The 14097-nt window shown below is 42.6% G+C and carries 13 protein-coding genes; 12 read left to right on the top strand and 1 reads right to left on the bottom strand.

Annotated features, from left to right (window positions below; genetic code table 11):
* Nucleotides 1–21: 21 nt before the first annotated feature.
* The 10 genes from coaBC to JOD03_RS01320 are packed head-to-tail and all read left to right on the top strand — an operon-like array spanning nucleotide 22 to nucleotide 11279.
* Nucleotides 22–1221 carry a bifunctional phosphopantothenoylcysteine decarboxylase/phosphopantothenate--cysteine ligase CoaBC gene (coaBC, locus tag JOD03_RS01275; RefSeq protein ID WP_204589005.1) on the top strand — a complete coding sequence of 400 codons (1200 nt, stop codon included), beginning with the start codon at nucleotides 22–24 and terminating at the stop codon, nucleotides 1219–1221.
* A complete protein-coding gene (gene priA, locus JOD03_RS01280) occupies nucleotides 1209–3608 on the top strand; it encodes a primosomal protein N' (RefSeq protein ID WP_204589006.1) in 2400 nt (799 codons plus the stop codon). Before coaBC ends, priA begins: the two co-directional genes overlap by 13 nt.
* A 16-nt stretch (nucleotides 3609–3624) precedes the next feature.
* A complete protein-coding gene (def, locus tag JOD03_RS01285) occupies nucleotides 3625–4113 on the top strand; it encodes a peptide deformylase (RefSeq protein ID WP_204589007.1) in 489 nt (162 codons plus the stop codon).
* Complete coding sequence (gene fmt / locus JOD03_RS01290; protein ID WP_204589008.1) at nucleotides 4110–5048, top strand: methionyl-tRNA formyltransferase; 939 nt, start codon at nucleotides 4110–4112, stop codon at nucleotides 5046–5048. The genes def and fmt overlap by 4 nt, the downstream gene beginning before the upstream one ends.
* A complete protein-coding gene (gene rsmB, locus JOD03_RS01295) occupies nucleotides 5045–6376 on the top strand; it encodes a 16S rRNA (cytosine(967)-C(5))-methyltransferase RsmB (protein WP_204589009.1) in 1332 nt (443 codons plus the stop codon). Before fmt ends, rsmB begins: the two co-directional genes overlap by 4 nt.
* 15 nt (nucleotides 6377–6391) lie before the next feature.
* Nucleotides 6392–7138 (top strand): Stp1/IreP family PP2C-type Ser/Thr phosphatase, encoded by a 747-nt coding sequence (locus JOD03_RS01300; protein ID WP_204589010.1) that lies wholly within the window; start codon nucleotides 6392–6394, stop codon nucleotides 7136–7138.
* A gap of 2 nt (nucleotides 7139–7140) precedes the next feature.
* Nucleotides 7141–9096, top strand: a complete 1956-nt coding sequence (gene pknB, locus JOD03_RS01305) for a Stk1 family PASTA domain-containing Ser/Thr kinase (protein ID WP_204589011.1) — start codon at nucleotides 7141–7143, stop codon at nucleotides 9094–9096.
* A gap of 11 nt (nucleotides 9097–9107) precedes the next feature.
* Nucleotides 9108–9983 (top strand): ribosome small subunit-dependent GTPase A, encoded by an 876-nt coding sequence (rsgA, locus tag JOD03_RS01310; RefSeq protein ID WP_204589012.1) that lies wholly within the window; start codon nucleotides 9108–9110, stop codon nucleotides 9981–9983.
* Between the two features lie 2 nt (nucleotides 9984–9985).
* On the top strand, nucleotides 9986–10633 hold the full coding sequence (gene rpe / locus JOD03_RS01315; RefSeq protein ID WP_204589013.1) for a ribulose-phosphate 3-epimerase: 648 nt from the start codon (nucleotides 9986–9988) through the stop codon (nucleotides 10631–10633).
* 1 nt (nucleotide 10634) lies between these two features.
* Entirely contained in the window at nucleotides 10635–11279 is a 645-nt protein-coding gene (locus JOD03_RS01320; protein WP_204589014.1) for a thiamine diphosphokinase, read from the top strand.
* A 152-nt stretch (nucleotides 11280–11431) separates the two neighbouring features.
* Here the strand turns inward: JOD03_RS01320 and rpmB are convergent, their stop codons facing one another.
* Nucleotides 11432–11620: a 50S ribosomal protein L28 gene (gene rpmB, locus JOD03_RS01325; RefSeq protein WP_010301642.1), complete on the bottom strand. Its 189-nt coding sequence runs from the start codon at nucleotides 11618–11620 to the stop codon at nucleotides 11432–11434.
* A 206-nt stretch (nucleotides 11621–11826) separates the two neighbouring features.
* On the opposite strand from rpmB, the gene JOD03_RS01330 reads away from it, so the two are divergent.
* Both JOD03_RS01330 and JOD03_RS01335 read left to right on the top strand, forming a co-directional pair.
* On the top strand, nucleotides 11827–12189 hold the full coding sequence (locus JOD03_RS01330; RefSeq protein WP_204589015.1) for an Asp23/Gls24 family envelope stress response protein: 363 nt from the start codon (nucleotides 11827–11829) through the stop codon (nucleotides 12187–12189).
* 13 nt (nucleotides 12190–12202) lie between these two features.
* Complete coding sequence (locus JOD03_RS01335; RefSeq protein ID WP_204589016.1) at nucleotides 12203–13846, top strand: DAK2 domain-containing protein; 1644 nt, start codon at nucleotides 12203–12205, stop codon at nucleotides 13844–13846.
* Nucleotides 13847–14097: the final 251 nt, after the last annotated feature.

The following is a 14097-nucleotide window of genomic DNA, read 5'->3' on the forward strand; positions in this document are numbered from 1 at the left end:
TGTATAAAAGGGGATTTTCGAATGACTGGGTCAACAAAAATTTTACTCTGTGTGACAGGTGGGATCGCGGTTTACAAAGCAATTGCGCTTGTTAGTAAACTTACACAAGCGGGTGCAGATGTACGTGTCATTATGTCACAATCAGCAATGGAATTTGTCCAACCACTTTCGTTTCAAGCGATGTCCCGCAATGACGTCTATTTTGACACATTTGATGAAAAAGATTCACGTGTCATTGCTCATATTGATTTAGCAGACTGGGCAGATTTAGTTGTAGTTGCGCCGGCAACTGCAAATGTCATCGGCAAGTACGCAAACGGTATTGCTGACGACATGATCACTACAACACTTCTTGCAACGACAAAAGAAGTATGGATGGCACCTGCGATGAATGTCCATATGTATAGTCATCCTGCAGTACTTCAAAATATTGATACCCTCCATAAACGCGGCGTTCGCTTTATCGAGCCTTCTGAAGGATATCTTGCATGCGGATACGTCGGAAAAGGGCGTTTAGAAGAGCCAGAAAAAATTACAGAGCTCATCATGAATCGTAAACAAAAATCAATGCCCTTAAAAGGGAAGTCAGTCGTAGTAACGGCTGGGCCTACGCGTGAACGAATTGACCCAGTACGCTACGTATCAAACTTCTCAACAGGCAAGATGGGCTTTGCGATGGCCCGTGCAGCAGCAGACCTTGGGGCAGAAGTGACATTGATTGCAGGGCCAGTAACATTAGAAACGCCAACCGGAGTAACGCGTGTTGATGTTGAAAGTGCAGCGGACATGTTACGTGAAGTGGAGACACGTTTTGCATCTACAGATATCCTTATTAAAACGGCAGCAGTTGCCGATTATAAACCGAAACTTCAAGCAGACCAGAAAATTAAGAAACAAGATGGCGATACAGTACTGGAGATGGAGCGCACGACTGATATTCTGGCGCATATGGGCTCGATCAAATCGAACCAAGTCGTCATTGGTTTTGCAGCAGAAACGAATGATGTTGAAGCGTATGCGGAGAAAAAACGTGTGAAAAAGAATGCCGATTATATTATAGCCAATGATGTCACGCAACAAGGTGTTGGATTTGGCACAGATACAAATAAAGTAACTGTGTTTTCAAAATCAGGAAAATCAGATTTTCCATTCCTACCGAAACAACAACTTGCACTTGAATTGCTACAGTTTGTTGCTGAGCAGGAGGGATGGCGCTCGTGATTGCACAGGTCATTGTAGATGTTTCTACAGCGGCAATCGACCGGCCGTTTGATTATCACGTGCCTGCCCAACTCGAAAGTTTTATTCATCCAGGTATTCGTGTGCACATTCCTTTTGGACCTCGTAAAGTGCAGGGGTTTGTCATTTCAACGTCAGATGAAACAGAACTTGATGAAAAAAAATTGAAGCCTATTGAATCAGTAGTTGATATTGAACCGGTATTGACAGCAGAAATGCTCGAGCTTGGTAAATGGCTAAAAGATGATACGTTGTGTTTCTATAACGATGCGCTCCAAGTAATGATTCCTGCAGCTCTCCGAGCGAATTACACAAAACTTGTTAAGGTTGAAAATGCTTCAGTTTTATCCGAGCCTTTTCAAAATTTATTGTCCAAAGATCTAGAAGTTGATTTCGCATCACTTGAAAAACAACACTTGATACAAGAACTGAAAGTCCACCTCGATACGGGAAATGCCACGATAGAAACTCGAATTCGTCAAAAAGCGAAACCAAAACTACAAACGGTCTATCACGTCATCGATGCATCGATTGAGCTTTCTGGTCAAGCGAAGAAGCAACAACAAGTTGTAGATTGGATTTTAGAGACAAATTCAAAATCTTTCACCATAGTAGACATTCAAAAACATGTCCAAGTGACGACGCCTGTACTAGATGCGCTCGTTGAAAAGAAGATTTTAAAAAAATCTAAACAAGAAGTGTACCGTGAAATCGAATTACTTGCAGATACATCAATTGATAAAGTGGTCACACTTACAGAGGCTCAAAAAGAAGTTCTTGAGACGATCAACCGTGCGCAACAAAATCAAAAAAGTGAAACATTCCTTTTGCACGGGATTACGGGTAGCGGGAAAACAGAAATCTATTTACATGCGATTGAAGAAGCACTTGCTCTTGGAAAAGAAGCCATTATGCTTGTGCCAGAAATTGCTCTTACACCACAGATGGTTACGCGTTTCAAAATGCGATTTGGGAATCAAGTCGCAGTGATGCATAGTGGTCTTTCTGTCGGAGAAAAGTACGACGAGTGGCGTAAAATTCATCGCCGAGAAGTGCGAGTAGTAGTAGGGGCGCGTTCAGCCATTTTTGCACCGTTTGAAAACGTAGGGTTACTGATACTCGATGAAGAACATGAGTCCTCTTACAAACAAGAAGATTCTCCGCGCTACCATGCACGAGAAGTCGCAAAATGGCGCGCGCAGTTTACAAATTGTCCTGTGATTTTAGGAAGTGCGACACCTTCCATCGAATCCTATGCTCGTGCAAAAAAAGGAGTCTATACACTGCTTGAGCTCCCGAGTCGAGCGAATGCTAAAGCTTTACCACCTGTTGATTTAATTGATATGCGGGAACAACTAAAGGGTGGAAATCGCTCCATGTTCAGCATGGAATTGATTGATGCGATTCGAGATCGATTAGCAAAAAAAGAGCAGATTGTTTTATTTTTAAACAAACGAGGCTTCTCATCTTTTGTATTGTGCCGCGATTGTGGAACGACAGTGCAATGTCCGAACTGTGATATTTCCTTGACCTATCACAGGATGGGCGAAGCTTTAAGATGTCACTATTGTGGATATGAAGAACTAGTTCCCACCCAGTGCCCCCATTGCGAAAGTGAGCACATTCGATTTTTTGGCACAGGTACTCAAAAAGTAGAAGAAGAGATTACAAAGCTATTTCCAGAAGCCCGAACGCTGCGAATGGATGTTGACACAACGCGTACGAAAGGTGCACATGAACGAATCCTGCATCACTTTGGACAACGACAGGCGGATATTCTATTAGGTACACAAATGATTGCAAAGGGATTAGATTTTCCGGAAGTGACTTTAGTGGGTGTGTTAAATGCCGATACTTCTTTGCATCTTGCGGATTTTCGGGCGGCCGAAAAAACGTTCCAGTTGATTACGCAAGTGAGTGGTCGAGCTGGTAGACATGAGAAAAAAGGCCACGTCATCGTCCAAACATATGATCCGGAACATTATGCACTCGTCAATGCCCAGACACATGATTATTTGGGCTTTTACACGCAAGAGATGCAAATGAGAAAAGCTTATCAATACCCTCCGTTTTATTATTTGACCCATATTCAAATCAGTCATCCAGATGTCTTAACGACTGCAGACTATGCGGGTAAGACGGCCGAGTGGTTGCGAGAAAACCTTTCGCAATCAACCGCTGTAATAGGTCCGACTGCTTCTGCAATCAGCCGCATACAAGAGCGGTACCGTTATCAATGCATGATTAAATATAAGCGAGAGCCAAACTTAACGACTGCGCTTCATCAGTTATTAAAGCTTTCCCGAACGCAATGGGAAAAGCAAGGGGTGCGAATCAGCATAGATTTACACCCATCTACGATTGTATAGAAATGAGGAACGAAGAATGACAGTATTAAATATAGTTGAACATCCCAATGATATTTTGACGACTCCGGCAGCAGATGTCACAGAGTTTAATGAAGAACTAGGCAAATTGCTTGATGATATGTATGAAACTATGGTGGCAGCAGATGGTATCGGCCTTGCAGCTCCGCAGATCGGAGTATCAAAACGCATAGCCATTGTAGATATGGGAGAAGGCCAAGAAGTCATTGAAATGATCAACCCACAAGTTGTCGCTATTGGTGGTAAAGAAGTTGAAGTAGAAGGCTGCCTAAGCTTCCCGGGATTGTACGGAGAAGTAGAACGACCGTATTATGTAAAAGTTGAAGCGGAAGACCGTGACGGCAATTTGTATGAATTAGAAGCAGAAGATTATGAAGCACGTGCCATTCAACATGAAATCGACCACTTAAATGGTATTTTATTTACTTCAAAAATTATTCGTTATGTCTCTCCTGAAGAATTCATGGAGGAAGGTGAAGAACAATGACGTCCATCGTATTTATGGGGACACCCGCATTTTCTGTACCCGTTCTTCGTATGTTGGTTGAAGAGGGCTACAACGTTTTAGCAGTTGTCACACAACCTGATCGTCCGGTTGGGCGAAAAAAAGTGTTGACGCCACCACCGGTTAAAGAAGAAGCGCTTCGTCACGAAATCGAAGTGCTACAACCTGAAAAGTTAACAGGCAGTGCGGAATTAAAAAGACTGCAAGAATTAAATCCAGATTTGATCGTGACAGCAGCATTTGGTCAATTATTGTCTGAAGAGGTGCTAACACTTCCTCAATTAGGCGCCATCAATGTCCACGCATCTTTACTACCAAAATATCGCGGCGGTGCACCGATTCATCAAGCGGTTCTAGACGGGGAAGAGAAAACGGGTGTCACTATCATGTATATGGTGAAGAAACTAGATGCAGGAGATATTATCTCACAAGTAGAAGTTCCCATTACAGAACAAGACACTACAGGAACGCTCTTTGACAAGCTCAGTGCAGCAGGTACAGCCTTGTTAAAGGAAACACTTCCATCGATTGTTGCTGGAACGAACGCACGAACACCTCAAAATCCTGATCAAGTAACGTTCGCACGAAACATCTCACGCGAACAAGAACGAATCGATTGGGCAAAGCCTGCTCGGGAGGTTTTCAACCAAATTCGTGGTTTGAATCCGTGGCCAGGGGCGTACACGACGTTTGATGAGGCAAGTTTTAAAATTTGGTCTGCACGTGAAGTGAACGGAAACTCGCATGCTGTGCCAGGTGAAATCATTGATACTACAGGCCGTTTTGTTGTACAGACAGGAGACGGACAAGCATTGGAACTACTTGAAGTACAACCTGCAGGAAAGAAAAAATTAGCTGTTGACGAATTCTTACGAGGTGTTGGGCAGCTATACAAATTAGGAGATCAATTTAAATGAAGCGAAAACAACTAGGCAACCCTAGGGACGCAGCTCTATTTGTTCTAATGGATGTCGATAAAAATCAAGCGTATAGTAATTTGTTGCTCACAAAACATATGAATCAACACAAAATTGCAGGTATTGATAAAGGTCTTATGACAGAACTTACGTATGGGACGTTGCAACACAAAATGACACTCGATTTTTTCCTGGCTCCTTTTATCAAAGGAAAACTAGAAAACTGGGTTCAGTGGGTATTGCGCATGGCCGTTTACCAGATTCACTACCTGGATCGTATTCCGAACCACGCAGTAGTAAATGAAGCTGTTCAACTCGCTAAGTATCACGGACACAAAGGTGTTTCAGGTTTAGTGAATGGTGTGTTGCGTGCATTTCTTCGTGAAGGTGCGCCAAGTTTTGATTCGATTAAAGACCCATTAGAACGTTTGTCTATTGAAACTAGTCACCCAGAGTGGATGCTAGAAAATTGGATCCAAGCATTTGGTTTTGAAAAAACAGAACAAATTGCACGCCAAAACAATGTCGCACCTCCTCAGACTATTCGTGTCAACACGATGAAAATTTCAATTGATGACGCAATTCAAGCGCTCGAGTCAGAAGGGTTTACTGTACGAAAAGGAATCTTGCCAGAAAGCTTGCATGTTGCTGGGAAAACAGCAGCGACGTCAGCACTTTTCGCATCGGGTCAGTTTACGATTCAAGACGAGAGTTCGATGATGCCAGCACATGCACTCCAACTTGAAAAGGGTATGTCGGTTCTTGATATGTGTGCAGCACCTGGTGGGAAAACCACACATATTGCGCAACTTCTTGCCAATACGGGTCATATTACAGCACTTGATCTTCACGAGAATAAATTAAAGTACATTCATGAGAATGCCGAGCGTCTTGGTTTTACACACATTTCGACGGTTGCGGCGGATGCAAGACAAGCGCAAGAAGTTTTAGAGCAAAAGCAATTTGATCGTATTTTAGTGGATGCACCGTGTAGTGGATATGGTGTCATTCGTCGCAAGCCAGATATGAAATATGCAAAAAAACCACAAGATGCAGAACGATTAGCTACGATCCAACTTGCTATTTTAAATGAAGCCTACTCTCTTTTATCGCCTGGTGGCATACTGGTCTATAGCACATGTACGATTGAACCAACTGAGAACGATGAAGTGATTGATGCTTTTTTACAATTGCATCAAGATATGCAAGAACTCTCTCTTCCGGATGTATTTACTGCTCTTCCGCATGGCGCTGCGAAAGTAGGTCATCAAGTACTTCCATATCCAGACGGCGATGGATTTTATGTAGTAGCTCTTCAAAAAGCATAATCAAGGGGTGACAAAATGGAATTTGTTCATCGCACGGATGTAGGTAAAAAGCGTGCAATCAATGAAGACTATTTGCAAGTCTTCGAAAAATCTAAAGGTATGACGTTAGCAGTACTTGCTGATGGAATGGGTGGTCACAATGCCGGGGATGTTGCTAGTGAACTGGCAGTAAGGTTTTTAGTAGACCGCTTTCAGAAGTCTTCTCTACAAGTTGAAAGTGAGGAGACACATGTTTCTAAATGGTTAACAGAAGCCTATGAGGGTGCAAATGACCGAATAAGCACTATAGCTGAATCGGATCCTGCATGCAAAGGAATGGGTACAACACTGATTGCTGCAGTGTTCCAAGATAGAAAAGTCACGTTTGCACATATTGGAGACAGTCGCGTGTATCTCTATTCTAAAGGGGAAATCCATCCATTGACGAAAGATCATTCCTACGTCAATGTTTTGCTCGATTCGGGAGAGATTGATGAAGAGCAGGCGAAAACACATCCTAGAAAGAATATGCTGATGAAAGCGATTGGGACAGAGATTTCTATAGATCCTGATATTTTAACTGTGACAATGCGTGAAGGGGAGTATGTTCTTATGTGTTCTGACGGATTGAGCAATATGCTGTCATCCGAACAAATCGTTCATGTCCTTCAAACTGAAGCCACTCTTACAGCAAAAGCGGATACACTTGTCACACTAGCCAACGACCAGGGTGGAGAGGACAACATCTCACTCATTCTTAGTCACCTGAAGGTAGGTGAGTAACGATGTTAATCGGAAAACGGATAAGTGGACGTTATAAACTAGAGAAACATATCGGCGGGGGTGGCATGTCCAATGTCTACCAAGCACACGATATGATTTTAGATCGAGACGTTGCCATTAAAATATTGCGTTATGACTTCTCAAACGAAGAGGACCTACACAGACGATTTCAACGGGAAGCCCTTTCTGTCACATCACTGACACACGACAATATCGTCACAATCTATGATGTAGGCGAGGACGGGGATATCCATTACATTGTAATGGAACACGTAAAAGGACAAACATTAAAAGAATACATAGCTGACAATGCGCCTGTGCAACCCGCAAAAGCAGTGACGATTATGAAGCAGCTGTTATCAGCGATTGAACATGCACATGAGCACCATATTGTGCACCGTGACATCAAACCTCAAAATATCTTGTTAGATGAAGAGGGCAATGTCAAAGTGACGGATTTTGGAATTGCGATGGCGTTATCTGCGACATCCTTTACCCAAACGAATTCAGTTTTAGGTACTGTTCACTATTTGTCGCCTGAACAAGCGCGTGGTGGCACAGCAACTCGTAAGTCCGACATCTACGCATTAGGAATTGTATTATTCGAATTATTAACAGGTCAACTTCCGTTTAAAGGGGAGTCAGCAGTTTCGATTGCACTCAAGCACTTACAAGCAGAGACACCTTCTGTTCGAGCAATCAATGCAGCGATTCCCCAAAGTTTAGAAAACGTAGTCCTTCGAGCTACAGCAAAAAAACCTGAAGACCGATACGTCTCTGTAAAAGAGATGCATGCGCATATTGCACGTTCTTTGGATACGGACTATTTAAATGAACCAAAGTATGTACCGAGTGTGGATGACGATGCGACAAAAGTGATGCCTGTCATTAAACAGCCGATTCCGCTCGATGAAATCCAAGAAACGCGTAAACTAGAAGACCGGAAACCAAAAGTTGATCCGGCTCCTGCTCCTGTGAAGAAAAAATCGAAAAAGGGTAAAATTATTGCTCTGATTATTGGTGCGTTACTGTTAATAGGGTTAATTGTTGTACTCGCTTTTCCTGGTATGTTCCGCCCTGCGAAAATTGAGGTGCCGGATGTTGTAGGGATGACACTTGAAGAGGCAACGGAAGAACTCGAAGCCACTGGATTTGTTATTGGAGAAGTACGCGAACAGTATTCAGAAGAAGTGGAAGAAGGACAAGTGATCCGCACAACTCCTGAGGCTGGTAGAATGCGTGATCCTGAAACGGAAATCAATTTGTATGTATCGCAAGGACCCGAAACGATTAAAGTAAATGATTATGTAGGAAGAAGTATCGAGCAAGTTCGACCGCTTGTTGCCGACTCCTTCCAATCAGTTACAGAAAACGAAGAGTTTTCGGATGAACCTATTGGAACGATTATTGCACAACAGCCTGAAGCTGGTGAAGAAGTCAACGCACTAGAAACAGAGTTGATTTTAACTGTTAGTAAAGGACCTGAAACGCGAGAACTTTTAGATTTACGCGGTTACAATGCTCGAGCTCTTGAAGATTACGCGGCGTCTTCAGGGTTTGTCATTAACTCGTCTGCCCGTGAAAATTCATCCGAAGTACCCGCAGGTGAAGTCATACGACAAAGCCCTGAACCGGGAACTATGTTAAAGCCAGGTAGTGAAGTAGCAGTTGTTATTTCAGACGGGCCGGCAGCGGCAGCTACCAAATTATATATCGTGTCCATTGAAATCCCGTATGAAGTAGAAGAAGGTCAAGAGCAGGTAGAGCAGTCTGTTCGAATTTTTGTACAGGACCGCACGCGAACTTTAGCAGAACCGATTGAAGAATTTACAATCACGGAAGACGCAACAAGACGACTTCAGTTAGAAATTGTGGAAGGTGCACAAGGGGCGTATCGCATCGAAGTAGATAATGTTGTAGTAGCACAAGAAACAATTAATTACGCAGATCTACCATAAGGAGGAATGGCATGCCAACAGGCCAAATCAGAAAAGCATTAAGTGGTTTTTACTACGTCTATGATCAAGGTACGGTTATCCAAACGCGGGCACGCGGAGTATTTCGCAAAAGAGGCCAGTCGCCACTCGTGGGTGATATGGTAACTTATACAGTCGAAGGAGAGAATGACGGTGTCGTGACGGAGATAGAGGAACGCAAAAACGAGCTTGTACGGCCACCTATTTCGAACGTCGATCAGGCGCTCCTCGTATTCTCTGCGATTGAGCCAGATTTTAATGAACATTTACTTGACCGGTTTTTAACAGTCATCGAAGGGTATGGAATTGAACCTGTCGTGATTGTAACGAAAATGGATTTATTATCGGACGAACAGCGCTTGAAAGTTGAACACCAAGCTTCTTATTATGAGCAAATTGGCTATCCTTTGATTTACACATACAAGGGAGACCCGTTGCTTGCAGAAAGTATCGCTAAGTTGTTACCAAATCGTCTTAGCGTACTAGCAGGACAATCAGGCGTTGGGAAATCGACATTACTCAATACGTTGTTACCAGAACTGAAGTTAAAGACCGGCGAAATCTCTATGGCTTTAGGACGCGGGAAGCATACAACCCGTCATGTTGAGCTAATAGAGGTAGCAGGAGGTCTTTTAGCCGACACTCCAGGATTTAGTAATTTTGAACTCGATCATCTTGAAAAAGAAGAACTAGGTGAATGTTTCCCGGAAATGAGGAAATTAACGTGCAAGTTCAGAGGATGTCTTCATCTGAAAGAGCCAGGGTGTACGGTGAAAGATGCCGTAGACGTAGGCGAAATTGCCGAGCATCGTTATGATAATTATCTTCAATTTTTACATGAAATTATGGATAGAAAGCCGAGGTATTAACAATGGTAAAAGTAGCACCTTCAATTTTAGCAGCAGATTTTGCAAATCTTCAAAGTGAAGTCCAACTCGTCGATCAAGCGGGGGCGGATTGGATTCATATTGATGTTATGGATGGTCATTTTGTTCCAAACATCACTATGGGTACACTTGTAGTAGACGCTATTCGTCCACATACAAAGCTACCACTCGATGTGCATTTAATGATTGAAAATCCAGATCAGTATATTGAGTCCTTTGTAAAAGCCGGTGCGGATATTATTACGGTGCATGTAGAAGCTTGCCGTCATTTGCATCGAACATTGCAACATATCAAATCTCAAGGAATTCAGTGTGGAGTTGTGCTAAATCCACACACGCCAATTTCTACAATCGAACACGTACTGGAAGAAGTTGATGTCGTGTTGTTCATGACGGTAAATCCTGGTTTTGGGGGGCAGTCTTTCATTCCGTCGGTGTTAAAGAAAGTGAAACAATTGGCTGATTTAAAACAACAGCACGGCTATACATTTGAAATTGAAATAGATGGTGGTGTCAATAAAGAAACCGTTAAAGAGTGTGTGGCTGCTGGCGCGACAGTCGTTGTAGCGGGTTCCGCAATTTATGGTGCTGCCGATAAAGAGCAAGCACTTCGTGACATCAAGGAAGCCTAGTATGCGTATTGGGATTTGTGGGGGAGGACCACGTGAGCAACTTCCTCTAACTCTTGAAGCAGATTACTGGATAGGAGCGGACAGTGGAGCCATTCGATTGTTGGAGAAAGGTGTAACACCTGACTTTATCATTGGTGACTTGGATTCTATTCAAAATGCAGAGCGTGAAAAGTGGCAGTCTCAGTTGATGCAAGCCGTGCAAGTTTCACCTGAGAAAGACGAAACAGATACGTATTTAGCACTTGAAAGGGCAGTCGAAATGCTCCCAAAGCAAATCGTACTCGTCGGCGTCACAGGAGGCAGACTTGATCATTATCAAGCAGTCTTGCATGACATGTTGCGTTTTCAACTGCAGTTTCCGTCTATTCAGTTTGAACTACTAGACCGCGACAACAGAATTCTCTTTTTGCAACCTGGCGTTACAGAGGTTGAGAAAAATGAATACACCTACTGTTCTTTCTTTTCATGGCAAGGGGATGTTCTAAACGTTTCTCTCACTGGATTTAAATATCCCGTGCAAAACGACTTGATCAGTAAAACCAGCGCGCGCTTTACAAGTAATGAGATTGTCGAACAAGTTGGGTCTATCTCATTTTCCTCCGGCATATGTTTATGTATACAGAGTCGCGAGGAAAGTGGGGATTAAATGAAGGTCATTACAATTCAACTTCCATCGAGTGTAACAAAGCTTTTGAGATGGTTCTTCCGAGATACCAAAAAAAACCGCCACTAAGGCGGTTTTTTACGTACAAAGAAAAAACCACAGCATATGCCGTGGTCTTTACAAAAGGGAGGCGATTAAACGCGCTCCACTTTTCCTGATTTTAATGCACGAGCAGAAACCCATACGCGTTTTGGTTTACCATCTACAAGAATACGAACTTTTTGTAAGTTAGCACCCCATGTACGCTTAGAAGCGTTCATAGCGTGTGAACGGTTGTTTCCAGAACGAGTCTTACGGCCTGTAATGACACATTGTTTAGGCATACTAATTCCCTCCTCACAACAAGAAGCTATGCTTTTTGTTTTACTTCGTTATTTCACATACTTTAGTAATTTACCATACTTTTTTTATGTTCGCAAGTGTTATCAAGAAAATTTCCTTTACAGCTCATCAGTAAATCGTTTCTTTTCAGGACACGCTTCGTATAGTACAATGGTGAGTAGTCAGTTTGACTTAGGGAGGAATTGCAATGTCAATTGAAATAAAAAATGATTTTGGCCAGATTGAAATTTCACAAGATGCGATTGCTCAAATCGCAGGTGGAGCAGCGATTGAATGTTACGGGATCGTAGGCATGGCTTCGAAACACCAAGTGAAAGATGGCTTATCTGACATTTTACGAAAAGAGAATTTTACAAAAGGTGTACTTGTTCGTGAAAAAGACGGAAAAGTGCATATTGATATGTATATCATTGTGAGCTACGGGACAAAGATCTCAGAAATCGCATACCAAGTCCAATCAAAAGTAAAGTATACGCTTGGCAAATCTTTAGGCATGGCTGTCGAATCGGTGAATGTCTATGTGCAAGGCGTTCGCGTTGCGACAATGTAAGGGAGAGAAATTTATGAAAACGATTAATGGGATTCAATTTGCTGAAATGGTGCAGATGGGTGCACACCACCTGGCTCAAAATGCAGCATATGTAGATGCATTAAATGTCTTCCCGGTTCCGGACGGAGATACAGGGACGAACATGAATTTATCTATGACATCAGGTGCAACAGAAACAGCTAAAGGAACAACAGAACACCTAGGTAAAACAGCTCAAGCACTTGCAAAAGGCTTGCTAATGGGCGCACGAGGTAATTCTGGAGTTATTTTATCTCAGCTTTTCAGAGGGTTCGGTAAGTCTGTTGAAGGCTATTCTGAAGTAACAGCAGAACAATTTGCTGCAGCACTTCAGTATGGTGTAGATACAGCTTACAAAGCTGTGATGAAGCCAGTTGAAGGTACAATTTTAACTGTTGCAAAAGATGCAGCGAGAAAAGCAGTAGAGGTAGCTAAAGAAGTTGATGCGATCGATGAACTCATGACACTTACTCTAGAAGAAGCCAAGGCTTCTTTAAAACGCACGCCTGATTTACTTCCAGTATTGAAAGAAGTAGGCGTTGTCGATAGTGGTGGACAGGGTCTAGTCTATGTATATGAAGGGTTTTTAGCTTCTCTTAAAGGAGAAGAATTACCTGAGAAAACGTCCGCTGCTTCAATGGACGAAATGGTGAGTGCTGAACACCACATGGCTGTTCAAGGCTTTATGGATACGTCAGAGATTGAATTCGGTTTCTGTACAGAATTCATGGTTCGTTTAGATGAAACGAAAAAGTCATTTGATGAGACAGATTTTCGGAATGATTTAAGTGTATATGGTGATTCGTTACTTGTCATCTCAGATGAAGAAGTCGCGAAAATCCATATCCACTCTGAGCAGCCTGGGGAAGTTTTAAACTATGGGCAGCAATACGGGGATCTCATTAAAATTAAAATTGAAAACATGCGTGAACAACACACAGATATTGTGGGTGATAAACCGAAACAAACAAAAGCAGTGAAACATCCATATGCCGTAGTGACGGTTGCAATGGGCACAGGAGTTAGCGAATTGCTGAAAAGTTTAGGGGCATCTGCAGTGATCGAAGGCGGTCAAACAATGAACCCGTCTACTGAAGATATCGTGAAAGCGATTGAAGAAGTCGGTGCAGAGCGCGTATTGATTTTACCAAACAATAAAAATATCATTATGGCAGCTGAACAAGCAGCTGAACTTCTTGATATTGAAGCGGCAGTTGTTCCAACGAAAACTGTTCCACAAGGTATGGCAGCAGTCCTTGCATTCAATCCGGAGGCATCTGTTGAAGACAATAAAACATCGATGACACAAGCCTTCTCACATGTGAAGACTGGACAGATCACACATGCAGTGCGAGATACGTCAATTGATGGTGTCGAGATTGCAAAAGATGATTTTATGGCGATTGCTGAAGGTAAGATTATTCTGTCAACGAAGGATTTAGACGCAGCTGCGAAAGAACTATTAAATAAGATGGTAGACGATGAAGCGGAATTGTTAACAATTCTGTATGGTCAAGACACAACAGAAGCGCATGCCAACGAACTTGCTGAGTGGATTGAAGAAAATTATCCGGATGTAGAAGTAGAAGTATACAACGGTAAACAGCCGCTGTATCCATACATCTTATCTGTCGAATAAGTATAGTTTTAATGTAATGCTAGAAGGGGGAGTTTCTTATTACTGAGAAACTCTCTTTTTATATGGTGTCTTTAGTAATAGGGGTTTTGGCGACTGAACTAGTTTCCATAACATCAGGAATGTAATAATGGCGACCACTAACGTTATAATCAACCTAGTAGTGTGCCAAAGTTAGTAGCGTTCTACACATCGAAAAATAAAAGTTGAGTTCCCTTCCGGGGCTGCTTTCCGAGGGCGCGTCGTGAGCCTCC

The organism is Chryseomicrobium aureum (genome assembly GCF_016909155.1).
Taxonomy (GTDB): Bacteria; Bacillota; Bacilli; order Bacillales_A; family Planococcaceae; genus Chryseomicrobium; species Chryseomicrobium aureum.

Bases quoted from the DNA above. Each gene is read 5' to 3' on its own strand.
- coaBC (WP_204589005.1), top strand. From the start codon at position 22: ATGACTGGGTCAACAAAAATTTTACTCTGTGTGACAGGTGGGATCGCG.
- priA (WP_204589006.1), top strand. From the start codon at position 1,209: ATGGCGCTCGTGATTGCACAGGTCATTGTAGATGTTTCTACAGCGGCA.
- def (WP_204589007.1), top strand. From the start codon at position 3,625: ATGACAGTATTAAATATAGTTGAACATCCCAATGATATTTTGACGACT.
- fmt (WP_204589008.1), top strand. From the start codon at position 4,110: ATGACGTCCATCGTATTTATGGGGACACCCGCATTTTCTGTACCCGTT.
- rsmB (WP_204589009.1), top strand. From the start codon at position 5,045: ATGAAGCGAAAACAACTAGGCAACCCTAGGGACGCAGCTCTATTTGTT.
- JOD03_RS01300 (WP_204589010.1), top strand. From the start codon at position 6,392: ATGGAATTTGTTCATCGCACGGATGTAGGTAAAAAGCGTGCAATCAAT.
- pknB (WP_204589011.1), top strand. From the start codon at position 7,141: ATGTTAATCGGAAAACGGATAAGTGGACGTTATAAACTAGAGAAACAT.
- rsgA (WP_204589012.1), top strand. From the start codon at position 9,108: ATGCCAACAGGCCAAATCAGAAAAGCATTAAGTGGTTTTTACTACGTC.
- rpe (WP_204589013.1), top strand. From the start codon at position 9,986: ATGGTAAAAGTAGCACCTTCAATTTTAGCAGCAGATTTTGCAAATCTT.
- JOD03_RS01320 (WP_204589014.1), top strand. From the start codon at position 10,635: ATGCGTATTGGGATTTGTGGGGGAGGACCACGTGAGCAACTTCCTCTA.
- rpmB (WP_010301642.1), bottom strand. From the start codon at position 11,620: ATGCCTAAACAATGTGTCATTACAGGCCGTAAGACTCGTTCTGGAAAC.
- JOD03_RS01330 (WP_204589015.1), top strand. From the start codon at position 11,827: ATGTCAATTGAAATAAAAAATGATTTTGGCCAGATTGAAATTTCACAA.
- JOD03_RS01335 (WP_204589016.1), top strand. From the start codon at position 12,203: ATGAAAACGATTAATGGGATTCAATTTGCTGAAATGGTGCAGATGGGT.